Genomic DNA, 20051 nt, shown 5'->3' with positions numbered 1-20051 from the left:
ATATTATGTTAAATATAAGAGGCGCCAAGCAAACCGCCTTGGCATACACCCTTACGCTTTCTTTAGAAACTCCGGCTTGAGCAGATAGCTCACGCCATCGATCTTGCAATCAATCGGATGGTCGCCCGAGACGAAGCGGATGTTCTTGATCTTGGTGCCGGCCTTGAGCGTGCCCGACCCGCCCTTGAGCTTCAGATCCTTGACCAGCGTCGCCGAATCGCCGGCGTTCAGCACGTTGCCGTTGGCGTCCTTGATCACTGCTTCGGATTCCACGTCGTCCTCCTGTGCCGCCGGGTTCCACTCGTGCGCACAATCCGGGCAGATGAAGAGCTCGCCGTCTTGGTAGGTGTTTTCAGAAGCGCACTGCGGGCAGGCTGGAATCGTGGACATATCGAATTGCGTAGAAATCGTTAAATGGTCGCGCACTATATCAGGCGCGGCATCACTGATTGGTTGACAACCGTCACGCTGACATCGCCCTTCGGTATCATCCCATCTTCAACGTTTTCACACGATCTGGGAGGTCATCATGGGCGAAGCCAAACGACGCGGCACGCAAGCCGAACGCGTTACCCAAGCGAAATCCCGGCTGGACGCGCTGCGTCCTGAAAAGCTGGTCTGCGGCGCCTGCCAGACTGCCTTTACCGAATTCGAAGGGATGGAGCCGCGCGACATGCCCGGCATCCACGCCATCTTCGGCGGTGAATGCCCGAACTGCGGCGAGAGCGTGATCTCGTTCAACGGCGAGCCCGAAGCCGTGGCCGCCGCCATGCTGGCCTATCAGGACGCCATGGAAAACGCCAAGCTCGGCGCGCAGACGCAGGAAGGCAAGCACGTGCCGTACGTGGACGAAGAAGACAAGCCCACGCAACATTGAGTAGCGAGCCCGCCATGCAAGACACCCCGGTGCACCGCTATCGCCACTACAAGGGCGGCGAATACGAATGGCTGTGCGAGGCCACGTACGAGCCGGATCCTTCCATCAAGATGACGGTCTATCGCGCCGCCAACGGCACGATCTGGACACGCCCGTCGACGATGTTCCACGAGATGGTGGAAGTCGACGGCCGTCAGGTGCCGCGATTCGCGCGCATTGACTGAATGCCAATCGAAATTGTTTCAGCACGAGCGGGCCTGCGGGCCCGCTTTACGTATTGGCGCGACTTGAGCGGCGCCTGGGCCGCGCGCCATGGCCGGCTGGCGGCAGGGCTGCACGAGTTTGTCGTCTTCGGCATCAAGCAGGCGTGGGCCTGTCTGTTTGGCGGGTTGATGGTTGCCCTGCTGATCGGTACACACCTCTGGTATCCGGCCAATGCGCCGATTGCCCGGTACGACGCGCTAACGATTGCCGCGGTCATCATTCAGATCGCCCTGCTTTGGCTGAAGCTGGAAACGTGGGATGAAGCCAAGGTGATTTTGATGTTCCACGTGGCCGGCACGGGCATGGAGATGTTCAAGACAGCCGTCGGCTCGTGGATCTACCCAGAGGCATCGGTGTTGCGCCTTGGCGGTGTGCCGCTGTTTACCGGCTTCATGTATGCCTCGGTGGGCAGCTATATCGCGCGGGCGTGGCGCGAATTCGATCTGCGGTTCTCGCACCATCCGCCGCTGGTGGTCACTGCCCTGCTCTCGCTGGGCATCTACGCCAACTTTTTCCTGCACCACTACTGGTGGGATTTTCGCTACGTGCTGATGGTGCTGATTGCCGTGGCGTTCCGCCGCTGCTGGATTCATTTCCGCATTGATCGCGTGCATCGGCGCATGCCGTTCCTGCTCGGCTTTACGCTGGTCGCACTGTTCATCTGGCTGGCAGAGAACATCGGCACATTCACACGCACCTGGCTCTATCCGAACCAGCTGCAGGGCTGGGAAATAGTGTCAATCGCCAAGCTTGGCGCGTGGTTCCTGCTGACCATCATGAGCTATGTGATGGTGACGCTGGTCAACCCGCCGCGGCCCGTTGAGGGGGCTTGAGATCAGCCTGCTCAGTGGGTGCCCGATCGCGCAGTTCGAAAGTCACGCGCACGCGGCGTGAGAGTTGCAGGTAGACACCACAGGTCAGCAGCATGGCCACGGCCACAAGCACGCCGTCAATTACGGTTGCACTCGCACCGGCAACGCCGCCTGCCATCAACATCAGCCCGATCAGCGGGGGCAGCAGCGCCATGTGCACGATCATGGCCGGACGAAATGCGCTGTCGTGCGTGGTGGCCAGCACGAGTACCGTGACGCAAGAGATCAAGTAAAGCAGCGTCGTCAGGTTGACGGCCCCACTGCCCGGCGTGTTCGCGTCGAAAAGATCCGAACCAGCCAACTGCAGCGCATCAATAGACAAGCCCTGCCAGAACACCCAGGTCGGCCCCGCAATGGCAACGGCCAGCACCCACGGCAACCAGCCAGCAATGCCATACAGCGGATGGTGTTCTGCTTCGATCGGGTCAATAGCGACCCAGCGATGCGTCAGCATGATGCACCCCCAACGATGTGCGCCCGTTCTGATGCCGGGTTGCTCCGGCAGGTACCTAGCGATACCCGCCTCTCCTAGCTCTTAGCTTAGGTCGCAGCGCACAGCGCGCAATGCCGGAGGAACCCTGAGCGCACAAACAGGTTGTGCCAGATCAACGTACGGCTTATCGGCGGAAAAGGTGCGGTCGAAAGTGTGGAAATTGCTACCGACGTGTCAGGGTTCGCATGCCTGGGCGACCAAGCTCCATAGCGCGCATCTGAGCGGCGGCCAGGCAGGTTCTGCCCAGCGCTCTCGGATGCTTCCGTGAACGCCGTTCATCAGACGGAAATCCACCAGGAGGTGTTGCATGCAACGAGAACTGTTCTCCCCAACGGCCCTGCAGAAAACCGGGCAAGCCATCGTCTTCTACACGGTTGTGCTGATCTTTCTGGGGTACGGCGCATACAAGTTCACCGCGGCTGAGGCAGAGGCCATCTATCCGCTCACGAGTAACAGCCCGCTGTTTTCGTGGCTCTATACCGTGCTCAGCAAGCAAGGTGTGTCCAACCTGATCGGCGTGGCTGAAATCGTGCTGGCGCTGGCCATGCTCTGGCGCGGCCACTGGCGTGTGCGCTTGATCGGTGCACTGGGGATTGCGGGCGCCTTGCTGAGCACGCTCTCGTTTCTCATCACTACACCGGGCATTGGCCTTGACGGATTCATCATCAAGGACGCGGTTCTGCTGGGCGGTGCGCTCTGGGCAGCCGGTGTTGCATGGCAATCCGGCTTGGCACCTCAGCATCAATCCGGTGCGTTGTCTCGGTCTACCGCCTGAAGAGGCGCGGGCGATCCGGGTCGTACAGCGGGTCTGGCGTGATCTGCGTGAGCTGCAGTACGCCGGCCGGGTCAAAGTAGAAATGCATCAGCGACGGCCAGACGTCGTCCGACTTGAAGCGGTATGACCAGACCAGCCGGTCCATGCGGGAGAAATATGCCGTTTCGACCGGCTTGCCGAAATGCCGCAGCACGTCGTCCTTGGTCCAGACGCCGATCTTGGCTTGGGCAAATTCAAGGCTGCGCAGCACCTGCTTGAAGTCGATGAGTTTGCCGCTGGCATCAAAATCCGCTGCGTAGGTGAATTGGCCATAAGGCTGCGTGGGATACAGCCAGCGCGTGCCGCCATCCAGCGGGTAGGATTCGCGCGGCGGGCCAAACTGCGCCTGCACCGCAGATTGGTCACTGCCGACCAGTCGCTGCCCCTTCGTCACTGGAGATTCCAACGCGGCACACCCTGCCAGCGTGGTCACCATCATGATCGCTGCCAGCCAACGCATTGCGCGCATGACAACCGTCTCCATCTGATATTTCGAGGGTGGACAGTGTAGCGCCGGCCAGTGCATCAGCGCGCGAGCAGCGGTGCAATGTCGAGGTATGTGGCGGCGAGGCGCGCGTCCGCCTGCGGCAGGCGCGGAATGGTGCCCAGATGCGGTGCCCCGATCCAGCGGCGCAGGGTGGAAACGTTGTCGTCCAGCCCGGCCATGGCCGGGTCCACCACATTGCCGATCCAGCCGGCCAGATGCAGCCCGCGGGCGGCGATCGCCTCGACAGTGAGTGCGGCATGGTTCAGGCAGCCCAGACGCAGTCCGACCACCAGCACCACCGGCAGGCCAAGCGCCACGGCCATCTCTGCCGTATCGAAGCTGTCTGACAGCGGCACACGAAAGCCGCCCACGCCCTCCACCACCACGGCATCGGCCAGCGACTTGGTCTGCACCAGCGCGTCGAGGATGGGGGGCAGCGTGATCGTCACGCCCTCGCGCGCGGCTGCCAGGTGCGGAGACATCGGCGCATCCAGCAACCACGGGCAGATCGTTGCGAGCGGCAAGTCGACCGACGCGGCAGCGCGCAGTTGCTCGATGTCTTCATTGGTCCGCTCGGGCGCGCCTGGTACGGTGCCGGCGGCAATCGGCTTGAGGCCAGCGGTGCGGTAGCCAGCATCCGCCAGCTTGGTCAGCAACGCGGCGCTGACCAGCGTCTTGCCGATCTCGGTATCGGTGCCCGTAACGAAGCAATCGAAGTGCGGTGGCATATCAGGCAGCCTTGGCAGGCGAATGCAGCGATTGGCCCGCCGCTTCCAGCGCCTGCGCCAACCGTTCGATGTCTTCTTCAGTATGCGCCGCAGACAGCGTGATGCGCAGTCGGGCCGTCCCCGCCGGCACCGTCGGCGGACGAATGGCGGCGATGCGGATGCCTTCGCGTTCCAGCGCGGCAGCCAGTGCCAATGCGGGCGCGTTCTCGCCGATCACGATCGGCTGAATGGCCGTGGGCGAAGGCATCCACTGCCAACCGAAGCGGGCCGCCAGGCGTTGCGCGTGCGCGCTCCATACGGCGATATGGCGGTTGAGGCGTGCACGGCGTTCGGCGCCCTCCTCGCTTGCTATCACGTCCAGTGCAGCTTCCACTGCGCAGGCAATCGCCGGTGGCGTGGCCGTGGTGAAGATATACGTGCGTGCGCGCTGGACCAGCCAGTCAATCACCATGCGGTGCGCCACGATGGCCGCGCCTGACCCGCCGGCCGCTTTGCCAAACGTGCCAACGTAGATGAGGCGTTCCGAGCGCAGGCCGAAGTGCGACAGCACGCCCGCGCCATCGGCGCCGAGCACACCCAGCCCATGGGCGTCGTCCACGATCAGCCAAGCATCAAAGCGCTCGGCCAGCGCCAACAGCTTGGGCAGCGGTGCGATGTCGCCGTCCATGCTGAACACGCCGTCGGTGACGATCAGCTTGTTACGACTGGTGCTGGCAGCGAGTTGGGCTTCCAACGCGGCCAAGTCGACGTGCGGATAGACCTTGATCGGTGCCCGCGACAAACGCGCGCCATCAATGAGCGAGGCGTGGTTCAGTGCATCGGAGAAGATCGCACATTCCTCCGTCGGACGAATGCCGCCGGCCTGCGCCATGGCACTCACCACGGCCAGGTTGGCCATGTAGCCGGTGCAGAAGAACAGTGCGTCAGCCTCAGGAATGTGCGGGGCCTGCAATGCTGCCAGGCGCGCTTCCAGCCGGGCGTGCGTGATGGAATGCCCGCTGACCAGGTGCGATGCCCCGCTGCCGAAACCGTATTGGCGAGCGCCCTCCGCCATGGCATCAACCAAGGCAGGATGCGCCGCGAGGCCCAGGTAATCATTGCCGCAGAAACCAAGAATGTCGCGCGGCTCACCGCCGGGCACGCTGATGCGTTGGCTGCGGTCGGTCGGGCTATACGCGGTGCGGCGTACGCGGCGCAGGTGCGCGGCGTCGATGGCGTCCAGGCCCGCCTGCAGGTCGTCAAGCAATCGCATAGGTGTCTCCTTCTTGCCCATCGGGTGAATGGGTGGCTTGGGCGAGCGTGTCTTCAAGCGTCTGTAGCGTGCGCTCGACCAGGGTGTCGGTTTCTTCGTCGGTCAGCACATACGGCGGCAGCAGATAGACGGTGTTGCCGATGGGACGCAGCAGCAGTCCATGCGTGCGCGCGGTCAGTGCAAAGCGTTCAGCAAAGCGTGCGCCGGCCACTTCGGGGTGCACGTCGAATGCCGTGATCATCCCGGTCTGCCGCAGATGCGCAAACCGCGCGTCGTGCGACAGCGGCGCCAGCCCCTGTGCAATGCGTGCAGCGGTCACGCGGTTGCGAGCGAAAACATCCTCCTCGGCAAACAGATCCAACGTCGCGAGTGCCGCACGGCACGCCAGCGGATTGCCCGTGTACGAGTGCGAATGCAGGAAGCTGCGCACCGGCGCGTCGTCGTTGAAAGCGTTATAGATCGCATCACGCGAGAGCACGATCGACAGCGGCAGATAACCCCCGCTGATGCCCTTGGACAGGCACAGCAGATCCGGCCACACACCCGCCTGCTCGCATGCGAAGAAGGTGCCCGTGCGGCCGCAACCCACCGCAATCTCATCGGCAATCCAATGCACGCCGAACTCGTCGCACAGGGCACGCACGCCACGCAGGTAGCTCACGTCGTGCATCGCCATGCCGGCGGCGCATTGCACCAGCGGCTCGATGATGACGGCGGCGATGGTGCCGGCATGGGTGCTCAGGCAATCGCGCAAGGCGGCCAGCGCGCGGTCGGCCACGTCGGCGGCGGTTTCGCCCGGGCCGGCCAGGCGGGCATCGGGTGACGGCACGCGATGCGATTGCAGGATCAGCGGGTCGTATGCATCGCGGAAGATCGCCACATCGGTCACGCCCAGCGCGCCGAGCGTTTCGCCGTGGTAGCCGTGTTCCAGGCAAATGAAGCGGCAGGGTGTGTCCCGTCCTGCGCCCTGCCCTGCGTTGCGATGGGCGTGAAAGCTCATCTTGAGCGCGATTTCCACGGCGGAGGCGCCATCCGAGCCGAAGAAGCTGTGGCCCAGCACGCCGCCGGTCAAGTCGATCAGGCGCTCGGCCAACTCCACCGCCGGGCGATGCGTGGCACCAGCCAGCATGACGTGCTCCAGCGAATCGAGCTGCGTCTTGAGCGCGGCATTGATGTGCGGATTGGCGTGGCCGAACAGGTTCACCCACCACGAGCTGGTGCCATCCAGATAGCGCTTGCCGTCAAAGTCGATCAGCCACGGCCCTTGGCCGCGTGCAATTGGCAGCGGCGGCATGGCATCGAGGCGCGCATTCTGCGTGCACGGGTGCCAGACGGCCGCACGGCTGCGCGCCTGCCACGCCGTGTTGGCGCTGGGCGTGCCTTCGGCGGGCACTGGGATGGGGGGATACGCCATACGAACCTCCAGGTAGCGACGCCGGCCTCGAGATGCTGCACAACGGAACCGGCACATGGCGGCGTATGGTAGGTGGCCTGTCGATCAAACGACAAGCGAACAGATCAGTGCTTTTTGGAGGCGATTTGATTGCCAAAGCACGATGAAGCGATCTTTTTTGACGGAACATCGGCCGTCTTGCGGCCATCTTTGCGCAAAAAATATTTGCAATATCGCAATTTTAGTGTCTCGAGGAGCACTTTTTCGGAGCATTCGAGCGCCAGCGCGATATCAACTTCTGGTGATATTCAGAATGAACTTAAAGTCAGCGCTCGGTCATTGCCTCGTCCTAGGGATAACCCTATACTCGGGAAAACCCTAGATAACGCAACGAGAGAAAACATCGTGATCCAGCAAGCCTATTACACCCCGAAGTTCGCCGGTGAAGCCCAAGTTCAAGCAGCTCGCCGCCCGTCGCTGCTGCGCGCTGTCATCAACTACTTCCGCAAGGGTTGGGATGACAACCTGGCGTACGCTGAAGTGGTTGGCAAGTCGGGCTCGTACCTCGGCTAAGCCCCGCGGCTGAATCTTCAGCCAAGCCGTAAAGGCACACAGCGAAAAAACGGCGCATTGGCGCCGTTTTTGTTTTGGGCGCTTGATAAAGCACCTAGCCCAAGTCCCCACCGCCAACCGGCAGCACCGTCCCGGTGATGTACGAGGCCTCGTTCGAAGCCAGAAAGAGGATGGCCCGCACCTGCTCATTGATCGTGCCGTAGCGGTGCATCAGGCTGCTGGCAAGGGTCTGGTTGACGATGCCCTGGTACCAGACGGTTTCCTGCTCCGACATGGGCGCCGCGTTGCGCGGAATCTTGCGCGGCGGCGCCTCCGTGCCACCCGTGGCGACGGCGTTGACGCGGATGTTGTCGTCCGCATGCTCCAACGCCAGGCTGGCCGTGAGCGCATTCACGCCGCCCTTGGCCGCCGAATACGGAATGCGGTAAATACCGCGCGTGGCAATCGATGAGACATTCACGATCACGCCCTGCTGGCGCTCCACCATGTGCGGCAACACCGCGCGGCAGCACCACAGCGTCGGGAACAGCGAGCGGCGGATCTCCGCCTCGATCTGTGCCTCTTCATAGTGCTGATACGGCTTGGCCCAGATCGTGCCGCCAACGTTGTTGATGAGCACGTCGATGCGGCCGAAGGTGTCGAGTGCGGTCTGCACGGCATGCTGGGCGCCTGCGTAGGTTTCCAAATCCGCGGTGGTGGCATGGGCTTGCCCGCCGGCTGCGACGATTTCGCCCTGGACCTCGTAGACGAGCTCCGCGCGGTCCACGAGCAGCACCTTGGCGCCCTCTTCTGCGGCAGCCAGTGCCACACCGCGCCCGATGCCCTGCGCCGCGCCGGTCACGACGACGGCCTTGCCTGAGAATCGTTGCATGCTCATGCCGCCTTTGCGTTCGGTGTTGCGTTGGGCGTGAACTTCTCGTAGTGGAAACTGTTCGGCTTCACGCCTTCATCGTCGAAGTACTTGCGCACGGCGTCGACCATCGGTGGCGGCCCGCACAAGTAGACGTCCACGTCGCCATCGTTCAGGGCATTGGCCGGGATGTGCTGCGTCACCCAACCTTTGCGCGGGTGGGTCGAAGCGGCGTCGGCGACGACGGTGGCGTAGCTGAAATTCGGCAGCCGCGCCACATACGCCTCGATCGCTTCGACCTGCACGAGATCGAGGTCACGGGTCACGCCGTAGATCAGATGCACCTGCTGCTGCGAATTGCTGCGCGCCAGCACCTCCAGCATCGACAGGAACGGCGCAAGGCCCGTGCCGCCGGCGAGGAGCAACAGCGGCCGCCGCACGTCGCGCAGGTAGAAGCTGCCCAGCGGGCCTTGCAGATCGAGCTTGTCGCCCGGCTGCGCGGCTTCGAGCCAGGTGCTCATCACGCCGCCGGGAATCTTCTTGATCAGGAAGCTGACCTTCGCTTCGCCGGGCGCCGATGAGAACGAATACGAGCGATGCTGGCCGCTCCCGGGCACGCCGATGTTGACGTACTGGCCAGGCAGGAACACCGGTGCCGTGGCATCCACGTCCAGTTCGAGCACGACGGCGGCATCGTTGTGCAGCTCGACTTTGGACAGCGTCGCGCCGAAGCTGCTCTGCCCGGTCTTGCACGTGGTCGACGTGGTCGGTACCGCGATCACGCAATCGCTTTGCGGCACCATCTGGCACGTCAGGACAAGGCCAGTGTTCTTCTCGTCTTCAGTCAGGGCGTCTTCGATGTAATCGTCACCGAGGTCGTAGCTGCCGCTCTCGGCGCGGCATTTGCAGGTGCCGCACACGCCGTCGGAGCAATCCATCGGCAGGTTGATCTTGGCGCGGAAAGCGGCGTCGAGCACCTTCTCTCCCGCTTTGCAGTCGATGAAACGGGTGACACCGTCCTCGAAATTCAGTGCAACTGTGAAACTGGACATGGGATACCTCCACTGCCTTTGATAGGTGCGTGCGACATCAAACGTGATAGACGTCGAGCACCTGCCGGATGTAGTCGTTCTTCAGGACGATCTTCTTGGATGCGATCAGGAAGCCATCACCGGTGCGGCGCAGGGTGACGAACATCGTGCCGAAGAAATGGTCGGTGGCCTTGTACCGGTGGCTGAGCGTGTGGAAGTTGTAGCGCACGTCGACTGCACCATCGCGCTCGGCCATGACTTCCACGTTGGTGATGCTGTGGCTGGTTCTTGGCTCTGGCGTTGATGCACCGCTGCGCTCGGTCTTGATGCGGAAGACGCGGTCTTCCAGCCCGCAGCGATTGGCGTAGTACATCAACGAGATCTGGCTCTGCGGGTCCTCGGTGAGCTGGTCGTCGTCATCCCATGCGGGCATCCAATACGTGACGTCTTCCGCGTAGCACTCCAGCCAGGCGTCCCACTGGCGGTCGTCGAGGAATCGCGCCTCGCGATACAGGGCCGCGCAAATGTTCTGGTAGTCGGCGCTCATGCTGGCACCCCTTCGCGTTCCGTCTGCAGCGCGTCGCGCATGACTTGCACCCAGTATTCGTGCTGGCAGACGAACAAGCCTTCGTCTTCGCTGCGCTCGCCCGAGATGAGCGGCTTCAAGCCCATCTTCGTGGCGTTCTCATCCGGGCCGTGCACCCACAGCGGTGCGCCGCGCGACAGGTCGTTCCACAGTGCAGTGGTGCCGGCATAGCCGTTCTGGCAGGCGCGGAATTCCTCCAGGTCGTCCGCCGTTCCCATGCCGGTGACGTTGAAGAAGTCCTCGTACTGGCGGATGCGCGTCGCACGATCCGTTGCGCTCTCGCCCTTCGGCGCGAAGCAGAAGATCGAGACTTCGGTTTTGTCGACGCTGATCGGCCGCACCACGCGAATCTGCGTGCTGAACTGATCCATCAGGAACACGTTCGGATACACACACAGGTTGCGGGTCTGGTTGACGATGAAGTCCGTCTGGGTTTCGCCCACGCGCGCCTTGATTTCGTCACGGTGTGCGTAGACCGGACGCACTTCCGGGTTCATCGTCTGGGTCCACAGCAGGATGTGGCCGTGCTCGAAACCGTAGACGCCCGCCACCGATTTGCTCCAGCTGTTCGCATCCACCGCCTGCGTGCCGCCTTCCTTGCGCCGCCCCATCGTCGCGGCGTAGTTCCAGTGCACGGTGCTGACGTGGTAGCCGTCGCAGCCGTTCTCCATCTGCATCTTCCAGTTGCCCTCGTAGATGTAGGAAGAGTTGCCGCGCAGCACTTCCAGGCCGTCCGGTGCCTGATCGACGATCTGGTCGATGATCACGCGGGCTTCGCCAAGGTAGGTTTCGAGCGGCTGCACATCGGCGTTGAGGCTGCCGAACAGGAAGCCGCGATAGTTCTCGAATCGCGCGACCTTGCGCAGATCATGCGAGCCATGCGTGTTGAACTGCACCGGGTACTCGGTGGTCTTTTCGTCCTTCACCTTGAGCAGCTTGCCGGTGTTGGAGAACGTCCAGCCGTGGAACGGGCAGGTGAAGCTGCCCTTGTTGCCGTGCTTGCGGCGGCACAGCATGGCGCCCTTGTGCGCGCAGGCGTTGATGACCGCGTTCAGCTCCCCGGTCTTGTCGCGGGTGATGACGATCGGCTGGCGGCCGATCCACGTGGTGTAGTAGTCGTTGTTGTTCGGAATCTGGCTTTCGTGTGCCAGATACACCCAGTTGTTCTCGAAGATGTGCTTCATCTCCAGCTCGAACAGATCCGGGTGGGTGAAGATGTCTCGGCGGCAGCGGAAAATGCCCGCCTCTTCGTCATCCACCACCGCGGTTGACAGCAGGTGATCCAGTTCGTTGGCTTTATCAAGCAAGGCGGACATGGTCGTCTCCACTTAGCGTTCTAAGGTCTCAGACCTCGGCCGAAGCGCGCAGGCGGTTCACGCGCTGGTTGTCCTTGCCCTGCACCAGCGGCGTCAGGACGACGTTGAATTCGATGTCCTTGTACGCATCCGTCTTCAGGTCGAGCGCGGCACCGCCGGTTTTCTCGACCACGTGCGGGATCAGTTCTTCGCGGGTGGCATAGGCGAAGTCGTCCCAGATCAGCGGATCGCCTTCGATATTGAATTGCGTGGTCAGCTTGCGGTGTCCGTCGCTGGAGACGAAGAAGTGCACGTGCGCCGGGCGATTGCCGTGGCGGGCCAGCCCGTTCAGCAGTTGCTGGGTCGCACCCTGCGGCGGGCAGCCATAGCCCACGGGCATGAGCGTGCGGAACTCATATTTGCCGTCGGCACCGGTGCGGACTGCGCCGCGCAAGTTGAACGCGCTCTGCTCACCGGTCGGATCGAAGTGCGAATAGAAGCCGTTCGAGTTCGCGTGCCAGCACTCGACCAGGGCGCCGGCCAGGGGCTTGCCGTCCTGGTCAGTCACCACGCCGTGAATGATCAGCGGGCCGGCAGCGGGGTCCGGATCAAGGTCGATCCTGGACACGCCATCGCGCACCGTTGCGCCCGCAACGTACAGCGGGCCTTCGATCGTGCGCGGTGTCCCGCCGTTGAGGCCCAGCGCCGCGTCCGCAGCGTCCATGCGGATGTCGAGGTACTTCTCCAGGCCCACGCCAGCGGCAAGCAGTGCTGCCTCCCCATCCTGGCCAAGCTTGTTCAGATAGTTGATGCCCGCCCAGACTTCATCCGGCGTGATGTCGAGATCATCAATGGCCTTGAACAGGTCGGCCAGCAGACGGTGGGTGATCTGCTTCAGGCGGGCGTTGCCCTGGTTGCCATCCAGGTTGGTGGCGGCTTTCAGCAGGTCCTGCACTTCTTTCGTTTGGAATACGCGCGCGTTCATGATGGGTGTCTCCATGTGGTTTTCTGGGGAATGTCCGGGCGATCTTTCAGCTTCAGGCGTCGTCGCCGTGAATCGATGACGGGTGACGGCACAGCGGCGTCACGGCAATCTGCATGTACGGAAACAGCGGCAACGCGGTCAGGATGTCGTGCAGTTCGGCATTGCTCTGCACGTCGAAGACGCTGACGTTCGCGTACTCGCCAACGAGACGCCAGAGGTGGCGCCACTTGCCGCTGCGCTGCAGCTCCTGCGAGTAAGCCTTCTCGCGCGCCTTGATCTCGGTGGCGACATCGGCGGGCATGTCGGGCGGCAACTGGACATCCATGCGGACGTGGAACAGCATCGCGGTCTCCTTGGTGGGTTGTCTTGGTGTTGGTGTTTTTATTGCCGGCGCAAGCGGGTGAGCTTGTCGCGGTCGATCTGGATGCCGAGGCCGGGGCCGGTTGGCACCTGCAACATGAAGTCGCGGTACTGCAGCGGCTCGGTCAGCAGTTCTTGCGTGAGCAACAAGGGCCCGAACAGCTCGGTGCCGAACTGCAGGTCGCCGAAGGTGGAAAACACGTGGGCCGATGCCGCTGTGCCGACCGCACCTTCGAGCATCGTTCCGCCGTACAGGCTGATACCCGCAAGCTGCGCGATGGCCGCCACCTGCATGGCGGGGACGAGACCGCCGGACTGGGCGATCTTCACAGCGAAGACATCGGCGCTGGCGCTGCAGGCCAGCTCGAAGGCATCCAGCGGACCGTGCAGCGCTTCGTCGGCCATCATCGGCACGGCGAACTGGCGGGCGAGGCGTTCGAGTGCGGCGCGGTTTTCGGCGCGCACCGGTTGTTCGATCAGGTCGATGCCACCGGCTTGCAGCACGGCGATGCCGTTGGCGGCGTCGAGTTCGCTCCAGGCCTGGTTGACGTCCACGCGTACGCTCACGGCATCGCCCAGCGCGCGCTTGATCGCCAGTACGTGGGCCACGTCCTCGGCCACCGGGCGCAGGCCGATCTTCAGCTTGAAGATGCGGTGGCGGCGCTCGGCGAGCATCGTTTCTGCCTCGGCAATGTCTTTCTTCGTGTCGCCGCTGGCGAGCGTCCAGGCCACCGGCAGCACATCACGCAGACGGCCGCCGAGCAGTTCCGACAGCGGCACGCTCAGCCGGCGCGCCTGCGCATCGAGCAGCGCCGTTTCCAGCGCGCACTTGGCAAAGCGGTTGCCCTGGATGGTCTTGCGCACGCGTGCCATGGCAGCGGCCACGTTGCGCGCATCCATGCCGATCAGCAGCGGCGCGATGTGTGTGTCGATGTTGACCTTGATGCTCTCGGGGCTCTCTTCGCCGTAGTTCAGGCCGCCGATGGTGGTGGCCTCGCCCCAGCCTTCGATGCCGTCTTCGCAGCACACGTGCACGAGAACCAGCGTCTGCACGTGCATGGTGGCAACGGAGAGCTTGTGGGGACGGATGGTCGGCACATCCACTAGAATGGCCTCAATCGAGCGAATCATGTTTTCCAGGTATCAGAGTGACTGCGATCAACTTGGAAACCAGATTACGCAGCGCGATTTATTGCGTCCAACACCGATTTAGTATCAGCTTCATACCTATAAGGTTGGATATGGAACTGCGCCACCTGCGCTACTTCGTGGCTGTCGCTGAAGAGCTGAACTTCACCCGAGCGGCCGAGCGGCTGCACATCGCGCAGCCGCCCTTGAGCCGGCAGATCCAGCAGCTCGAAGAGGAAATCGGCGTGCTGTTGTTCGAGCGCGGCAGCCGCCCGCTCAAGCTGACGGAGGCCGGCCGCTTCTTCCACGCGCACGCGCGGCAGTTGCTCGCCCAGACAGCGGAGCTGGCCTCGATGACGCAGCGCATCGGGCAGATCGAGCGCCGCGTGTCGATCGGTTTTGTTGCCTCGACGCTGTACGGGATGCTGCCGAAGGTCGTCCGGCGCTTCCGGGCGGAGTACCCGATGGTCGAGGTCACGATGCATGAGATGACCACCATGGATCAGATTCAGGCGCTCAAAGACGGCCGCATCGACGTCGGCTTCGGCCGTATCCGCTACGAAGACCCGAACGTGCGTCGCATCCTGCTGCGCGATGAACGGCTGATCGTTGCCCTGCCATCTGGCCATCCGCTACTGAATGCCAAGCCGACAGCATCGCTGCGCGACCTGGTTGGCGATACGCTCATCATCTACCCGCGCGCGCCGCGCCCGAGCTATGCGGATCAGGTGCTCGCCCTGTTCCATGATCGCGCGCTGGAACCGAGCAAGATTTACGAGGCACGAGAATTGCAAATCGCGCTCGGGCTGGTAGCGACGGGCGAAGGCGTGTCGGTGGTGCCGCGCAGCGTGGCGGGCCTGAAGCGCGAAGACGTCTGCTACATGGAACTTGACGATCCGCAACTGGTCTCGCCCATTATCTTCAGCACACGGTTGTTGGATGAGTCCGAAGACATCCAGGCCATGCTGGCCCTGACCTACCGGTTGTACGACGAGCAGAAGATTCCGTATTACGCGCCGTCGTAATCCTTGCAACGGCGGCGCAAAGTTACACACCGCTGGACACGACGGCTGCATGGGCTAGATTGGAGCAAGGCGCCCGTCTGCCTGCGATTGGAGCGTAGCGAGTGAAAACAATACGCCGCCCCGTCAAGTTGGCCCTGATTGCCGCGCCGCTTCTGCTGCTTGCGGTGGCTGCCTGGCTTGTCTCCGACGAGTTGAAGACCTCCGCGTGGCAGGCCAGCTACCTCGCCCGTCTTGGCAAGTCGCAAACCTTTCCCGTCAAGCCAGGGCCCAACGCCTCCGCGCGCTACCCGAACTCCGGCCCGTACGATCAGCGCCTGGGTTACGACCAGCTCTCCACGTTTCTGGATCGCCTGCACACGCGCGGCTACATCGTCGCCCAGCAGGCGGTGCCGTCAAACGACATGCTCTCGCTCATGGAACGCGGTCTGAATGCCCCGTACCGTGAAAAGGATCAGGCCGGCCTGGAACTGCTCGACGATGACGGCCGCCCGATCTACCGCGTACGCCATCCCGAACGCATCTACGACCGCTTTGACGCCGTTCCGCCGCTGCTGGTCAATTCGCTGCTCGGGATCGAGAACCGCACCCTGTTTCAAACCGAGTATCCCAAGCGCAACCCCGCTGTTGAATGGACTCGCCTGGCGCGCGCCGTGTGGGACCGCGCCTTGCGCCTGGCCGATTCGGAACATGAATCCCCCGGGGGTAGCACGCTCGCCACGCAAATCGAAAAATACCGTCACTCACCCGAAGGCCGCACCGAATCCCCCAGCGAGAAGCTGCGGCAGATGGCTTCCGCCTCCGTACGCGCTTATCTGAACGGCGAAGACACCACGGCCACGCGTCACCAGCTCGCGGTCACGTACCTGAATACCGTGCCGCTGGGCGCGCGTGCCGGCTTTGGCGAGATCCAGGGCATTGGCGATGCGCTGTGGGTCTGGTACGGGCGTGACTTTGCGGAGGTGAACAAACTGCTGGCGCCAGACTCGACTGCGCCGGTGGCCGCCCGTGCGCTGGCGTACAAGGAAGCGCTGAGCCTGCTGGTATCGCAGCGGCGGCCGTCGTACTACCAGGAGAATCTCGACGATCTCGAATCGCTGACGAACGCCTACGTGCGCATCCTGGCCGCGGCGGGTGTCATCCCAGCGGACTTGCGTGACTCGGCACTTGCCCAATCGCTCAAGCAGCAGGCCCAGCGCGTGCACCCACCCACCACACCCATCGAGCGCAAAGGCACCAACGCTGTGCGGGTCAACCTGGCTGGCATGCTGGGCATGCCGCGCATGTACGCACTCGACCGGCTGGACCTGACGGCCAGCAGCACGCTCGACGCGCCGCTGCAGCATGAAATCACCACCGAGCTGCGCAAGCTGCAAGACCCGGCACGCGCCAAGGCCGCCGGCCTCGTCGGCGACAAGATGCTGGAGCACGGCGACCCGCGCGGCGTCACCTACAGCTTCACGCTCTACGAACGTGCGCCCGGCGGCAACCGCGTGCTGGTGCAGGCCGACACGTTCGACCAGCCGTTCGACATCAACGAGGGCGTGAAGCTGGACTTGGGATCGACCGCCAAGCTGCGCACGCTGGTGACGTATCTGGAGATCGTGGCCGAGCTGCACAAGCGTTATGTCGACCAGCCGCCGGCCGCGCTGCGCAAGCTCAACATCTCCCCGCAGAATCCGATCGAGCGCTGGGCTGTCGACTACCTCGTCCACGCACAGGACCGCTCGCTGAGCGCCATGCTGGAAGCATCCATGGAGCGCAAATACTCCGGCAACGCCGGTGAATGGTTTACCACCGGCGGCGGCATGCAGAGCTTCGAGAACTTCGAGAAATGGGAAGGCACCCAATTCTTCACGGTGCGCGAGGGGCTCAAGCACTCCGTCAACCTCGTCTTCGTGCGGATCATGCGCGACATCTCGCGCTATTTTCAGCACCAGTTGCCCAGCGCCGGCGCAGAGGCACTGGAGGACACGGACTCCCCCCAACGGCAGATCTACCTACAGCGCTTTGCCGACCGAGAAGGCAAGCTCTTCATGGGCCGTTTCTATAAGAAGTACCGGGGCAAAACGGCCGAAGAGCAGGAGGACACGCTCGTGCAGAGCACGCATGCGACCCCCGTGCGGCTGGCCACGATCTTCCGCAGCCTCAACCCGCAAGCCGGGCCCGACAAGCTGGCCGCATTCATCCGCGCCTATCTGCCAGGCGCCAAGCTGGATGAGGCGACGCTCGCCAAGCTCTACAACAACTATTCGGTCCAGCGCTTCGACCTGGCGGACCGCGGCTACATCGCACGGCTGCATCCGCTGGAGCTGTGGCTGGTGGCCTACCTGCGCGAGCATCCGCAGGCCACGTTGGCGCAGGTCAACCAGGACAGCGCAGCCGAGCGGCAGGCCGTCTACAAGTGGCTGCTGCAATCCCACCGCAAGGGCGCGCAAGACAAACGCATCAAGCAGTTGCTGGAGATCGAGGCCTTCCAGTCCATCCACACGATGTGGAAGCGGCTTGGGTATCCATTTGAATCGCTGGTGCCATCGTACGGCACAGCCATCGGCGCCTCGGCAGATCGACCCGCCGCGCTGGCGGAGCTGATGGGCATCATCGAAAACGACGGCGTGCGCCTGCCCAGCGTGCGCATCGATCGCCTGCGCTTTGCCGCCAACACCCCCTATGAAGTGCTGCTGTGCCGAGACCCAAGCGCGGGCGAACGCATGCTGCCCCCTGAAATTCCACGCATCGTCAAAGCCGCGCTGGCCGGCGTGGTGCAAGGCGGCACCGCCAAGCGCATCGACGGCACCTTCGTCGACACAGATGGCAAACCCATCCCAGTGGGCGGCAAGACCGGCACCGGCGACAACCGCTTCAAGACCTTCAGCCGCGGCGGCGGGCTGATTTCCGAGCGCGTAGTCAGTCGCTCAGGCGCCTTCGTCTTCTATCTAGGGGATCGCTACTTCGGCACCGTCGTGGCCTACGTGGCCGGCACGGATGCGGCCAAGTACAAGTTCACCAGCGCATTGACGGTGCAAGTGCTCAAGGTGCTGGCGCCCACCCTGATGGGCTACCTGGACTTGAACGACGCAGCACCCGCGTTCAACTGCAAGGTGCCGCAAGCCTCTGCACCGGAACAAAAACTGGATTGACCCCCAGCCAGCCAAGCACACCCAGCGTCAGCACATGCCCCCAGATGGTGTGGCCGTACCCTGCCCTAGATGGCGCCTTGAATTTGTGTAAGCGGGCGGAAAAAAGACGGGGAACTGTCTGAGCGCAGCGAGTTTTCCCCGTCTCCGCCCGGTTACAGAAATTCAAGGGATGGGTCGCCATCTCGGGCGCGCCTTTCTTTGCTTACCTTTCTTTGGCAAGACAAAGAAAGTAAGTCGGCCCCGGCAGGGGATGAAATAGGGATGCACCACAAACTCAGCGCAAATGCCGCTGCAACCAAATCGCCCCAGCACACACCAGAGCAACCACCGCCCCCCAAGCAAACAAATCGTTCACAGCCAACAACGTAGCCTGCCGATCAATTTCCGCAGAGATGCGAATCAACTCCACCCCTTGCAACGGATGCGGCCACTGCCAAGCAGGCGTGAGCGCACTCACATGCCCCACCAGATCCGTCCGATGCTGCGCCTGCCCACGCTGCAGCAGCAGCGTGGCGCCCATCGTGCCGAAGGCCTGCGCCCAGGCCCGCATGATCCCCTTGAACTGATAAGCGTGACCAAAATCCTTGGCCGGCAGATCCACATACGTCAGCCCCGCCACCTGGATCACCACGAACATCCCCACCATGCCCTCAATCATGAACCCGGGCACAAGCATGGAGACCGACGCACCGGGCATCGCCACATGCGACATCCACAACAGCGCCGTCGCCATCAGCACAAAGCCAATGGAAATCAGCACCCGCTTGGGCGGCAACACATTGGTCAACTGAAAGTTGAGGAACCCCAGCACGATCGTCACCAGCCCGCCCAGGCTCATGAGCTGCGCGGTGGTCTCATAGCGGAAGCCCAGGCCGTTCTGCACGAGGCTCGACGAGAGAAAGCCCCATGCGCTCGCAAACACGTAGTAGATGGCATAGAACACCATGCCCACCATGAAACGTCGCTGCAGCGTGGCACGCAGGTCCACCCACGGCAGCGGGTGCCCGGTCTGGCGAATGCCAATCCAGATGATCAGCGCCACCACGGCAATGATCGGCAGCACCTGCGCGGGCGAGCCATCCGGGTGCACGAAGCGCGCCTGCTGAAAGCCGTGCAGCGCAATCAGCGCCGCCAGCCCGAATGCAATGGCCGACGGCCAATCCAGCGAGGCAAAGTCGCCCTTTCGCTCCTGCATCTTCGGGTGCGGGTAGAACGCCGCCACCAGTGCACACACCACCACCGCCACCAGCAACTGCGCAATGAAGATCGCGCGCCAGCCAAATTGCTCGGTGAGCGCGGCTGAGAGCATGGGCGACACGCAACTCAGCCCGAAGATGCCGTAGATCATCCCCTTCATCAGCGTGCGGCGTTCGTGCGCGGGGCTGTGCTGCACGAAGATGCGCGAGGTGGAGAGCATCGGCCCACCGCCAAACCCCTGCACCGCCCGGCCGATGACCAGCATCGTGCCGCCCTCGGCCGACGCGCACATCAGTGTGCCGACAATGAAAACCGCCAGCGACAGCAGCGTGTGTTTGCGATACGTCATGTGATCGGCCAGTCGCCCCATGACCAGAATCGCCAGGCTGGCCGCCGCCGCATAGGCTGTCACGGCCCACAAGTACACATCCTGTGATGCCAGCACCCCGCCCTCGATATGCGGCCCGGCAATCGAGAACATCAGGTTGGTCATGTAGTCCACGCCCGTCGCCAGCCCGATCACCACGCCGACCATGCGCAACTCCAGCCGGCTGCCGACCGTGGATTCGGCAGGCTGGCCGGCCGCTTGACGGCGGGGCGCAGGGCTCGGGGAAACCATGTGGTCTGTGCTTGGCGTGTTCATGCTGGGATGGTAATTTGCCTGAAAACCGGCGGAAACCGCCATCCCACAAATTCATTGTTCA

General features: G+C 63.1%; 21 protein-coding genes. 7 read left to right on the top strand and 14 right to left on the bottom strand.

Annotated elements, in window-relative coordinates; all coding sequences use genetic code 11:
• Positions 1 to 51: 51 nt before the first annotated feature.
• Positions 52 to 390: a zinc ribbon domain-containing protein YjdM gene (locus ACS13N_RS15895; RefSeq protein WP_438932524.1), complete on the bottom strand. Its 339-nt coding sequence runs from the start codon at positions 388 to 390 to the stop codon at positions 52 to 54.
• A gap of 139 nt (positions 391 to 529) precedes the next feature.
• On the opposite strand from ACS13N_RS15895, the gene ACS13N_RS15890 reads away from it, so the two are divergent.
• From ACS13N_RS15890 to ACS13N_RS15880, 3 genes are read left to right on the top strand one after another with little or no spacing between them, the layout of a single operon-like run.
• The gene (locus ACS13N_RS15890) at positions 530 to 877 is read left to right on the top strand and encodes a hypothetical protein (RefSeq protein ID WP_039595758.1); all 348 of its coding nucleotides are present in this window, start codon (positions 530 to 532) and stop codon (positions 875 to 877) included.
• 14 nt (positions 878 to 891) lie between these two features.
• A complete protein-coding gene (locus tag ACS13N_RS15885) occupies positions 892 to 1101 on the top strand; it encodes a DUF1653 domain-containing protein (protein WP_021194478.1) in 210 nt (69 codons plus the stop codon).
• The gene (locus ACS13N_RS15880) at positions 1102 to 1974 is read left to right on the top strand and encodes a DUF817 domain-containing protein (RefSeq protein WP_438932523.1); all 873 of its coding nucleotides are present in this window, start codon (positions 1102 to 1104) and stop codon (positions 1972 to 1974) included.
• Here the strand turns inward: ACS13N_RS15880 and ACS13N_RS15875 are convergent.
• Positions 1943 to 2467 carry a hypothetical protein gene (locus ACS13N_RS15875; protein ID WP_438932522.1) on the bottom strand — a complete coding sequence of 175 codons (525 nt, stop codon included), beginning with the start codon at positions 2465 to 2467 and terminating at the stop codon, positions 1943 to 1945. The two genes, ACS13N_RS15880 and ACS13N_RS15875, sit on opposite strands and share 32 nt — an antisense overlap.
• A gap of 346 nt (positions 2468 to 2813) precedes the next feature.
• On the opposite strand from ACS13N_RS15875, the gene ACS13N_RS15870 reads away from it, so the two are divergent.
• A complete protein-coding gene (locus tag ACS13N_RS15870; protein ID WP_438932521.1) occupies positions 2814 to 3281 on the top strand; it encodes a DUF417 family protein in 468 nt (155 codons plus the stop codon).
• Here the strand turns inward: ACS13N_RS15870 and ACS13N_RS15865 are convergent.
• The 4 genes from ACS13N_RS15865 to bioA are packed head-to-tail and all read right to left on the bottom strand — an operon-like array spanning position 3271 to position 7201.
• Complete coding sequence (locus ACS13N_RS15865) at positions 3271 to 3789, bottom strand: hypothetical protein (RefSeq protein ID WP_438932520.1); 519 nt, start codon at positions 3787 to 3789, stop codon at positions 3271 to 3273. The genes ACS13N_RS15870 and ACS13N_RS15865 overlap by 11 nt on opposite strands.
• A 56-nt stretch (positions 3790 to 3845) precedes the next feature.
• A complete protein-coding gene (gene bioD, locus ACS13N_RS15860; RefSeq protein WP_438932519.1) occupies positions 3846 to 4535 on the bottom strand; it encodes a dethiobiotin synthase in 690 nt (229 codons plus the stop codon).
• A gap of 1 nt (position 4536) precedes the next feature.
• Entirely contained in the window at positions 4537 to 5787 is a 1251-nt protein-coding gene (bioF, locus tag ACS13N_RS15855) for an 8-amino-7-oxononanoate synthase (RefSeq protein ID WP_438932518.1), read from the bottom strand.
• Positions 5774 to 7201 carry an adenosylmethionine--8-amino-7-oxononanoate transaminase gene (gene bioA / locus ACS13N_RS15850; protein ID WP_438932517.1) on the bottom strand — a complete coding sequence of 476 codons (1428 nt, stop codon included), beginning with the start codon at positions 7199 to 7201 and terminating at the stop codon, positions 5774 to 5776. The genes bioF and bioA overlap by 14 nt, the downstream gene beginning before the upstream one ends.
• Positions 7202 to 7585: 384 nt before the next feature.
• On the opposite strand from bioA, the gene ACS13N_RS15845 reads away from it, so the two are divergent.
• The gene (locus ACS13N_RS15845) at positions 7586 to 7753 is read left to right on the top strand and encodes a hypothetical protein (protein WP_198139495.1); all 168 of its coding nucleotides are present in this window, start codon (positions 7586 to 7588) and stop codon (positions 7751 to 7753) included.
• A gap of 94 nt (positions 7754 to 7847) precedes the next feature.
• Here ACS13N_RS15845 and ACS13N_RS15840 read toward each other — a convergent pair whose 3' ends face one another.
• The 7 genes from ACS13N_RS15840 to ACS13N_RS15810 are packed head-to-tail and all read right to left on the bottom strand — an operon-like array spanning position 7848 to position 13991.
• Positions 7848 to 8630 (bottom strand): 1,6-dihydroxycyclohexa-2,4-diene-1-carboxylate dehydrogenase, encoded by a 783-nt coding sequence (locus tag ACS13N_RS15840; RefSeq protein ID WP_438932516.1) that lies wholly within the window; start codon positions 8628 to 8630, stop codon positions 7848 to 7850.
• On the bottom strand, positions 8627 to 9655 hold the full coding sequence (gene benC / locus ACS13N_RS15835; RefSeq protein WP_438932515.1) for a benzoate 1,2-dioxygenase electron transfer component BenC: 1029 nt from the start codon (positions 9653 to 9655) through the stop codon (positions 8627 to 8629). Before benC ends, ACS13N_RS15840 begins: the two co-directional genes overlap by 4 nt.
• 37 nt (positions 9656 to 9692) lie before the next feature.
• On the bottom strand, positions 9693 to 10181 hold the full coding sequence (benB, locus tag ACS13N_RS15830) for a benzoate 1,2-dioxygenase small subunit (protein ID WP_438932514.1): 489 nt from the start codon (positions 10179 to 10181) through the stop codon (positions 9693 to 9695).
• Entirely contained in the window at positions 10178 to 11536 is a 1359-nt protein-coding gene (locus tag ACS13N_RS15825; protein ID WP_438932513.1) for a Rieske 2Fe-2S domain-containing protein, read from the bottom strand. Before ACS13N_RS15825 ends, benB begins: the two co-directional genes overlap by 4 nt.
• A 28-nt stretch (positions 11537 to 11564) precedes the next feature.
• A complete protein-coding gene (catA, locus tag ACS13N_RS15820; protein ID WP_438932512.1) occupies positions 11565 to 12500 on the bottom strand; it encodes a catechol 1,2-dioxygenase in 936 nt (311 codons plus the stop codon).
• 52 nt (positions 12501 to 12552) lie between these two features.
• On the bottom strand, positions 12553 to 12843 hold the full coding sequence (gene catC / locus ACS13N_RS15815; protein WP_438932511.1) for a muconolactone Delta-isomerase: 291 nt from the start codon (positions 12841 to 12843) through the stop codon (positions 12553 to 12555).
• 38 nt (positions 12844 to 12881) lie between these two features.
• Entirely contained in the window at positions 12882 to 13991 is a 1110-nt protein-coding gene (locus ACS13N_RS15810; protein ID WP_438932510.1) for a muconate/chloromuconate family cycloisomerase, read from the bottom strand.
• 110 nt (positions 13992 to 14101) lie between these two features.
• On the opposite strand from ACS13N_RS15810, the gene ACS13N_RS15805 reads away from it, so the two are divergent.
• Together ACS13N_RS15805 and ACS13N_RS15800 are read left to right on the top strand one after the other, a co-directional pair.
• Complete coding sequence (locus tag ACS13N_RS15805) at positions 14102 to 15013, top strand: LysR family transcriptional regulator (RefSeq protein ID WP_438932509.1); 912 nt, start codon at positions 14102 to 14104, stop codon at positions 15011 to 15013.
• 101 nt (positions 15014 to 15114) lie between these two features.
• On the top strand, positions 15115 to 18150 hold the full coding sequence (locus ACS13N_RS15800; RefSeq protein WP_438932508.1) for a transglycosylase domain-containing protein: 3036 nt from the start codon (positions 15115 to 15117) through the stop codon (positions 18148 to 18150).
• Positions 18151 to 18424: 274 nt separating this feature from the next.
• On the opposite strand, the gene ACS13N_RS15795 is transcribed toward ACS13N_RS15800, so the two are convergent.
• Entirely contained in the window at positions 18425 to 19990 is a 1566-nt protein-coding gene (locus ACS13N_RS15795; RefSeq protein WP_438932507.1) for an MFS transporter, read from the bottom strand.
• Positions 19991 to 20051 lie beyond the last annotated feature (61 nt).

The organism is Ralstonia sp. 24A2 (assembly GCF_051783885.1).
In the GTDB taxonomy this organism is placed as follows: Bacteria; Pseudomonadota; Gammaproteobacteria; order Burkholderiales; family Burkholderiaceae; genus Ralstonia.
The sequence above is the reverse complement of the archived record's forward strand: the minus strand, read 5'-3'. Positions and strand labels throughout refer to the sequence as shown.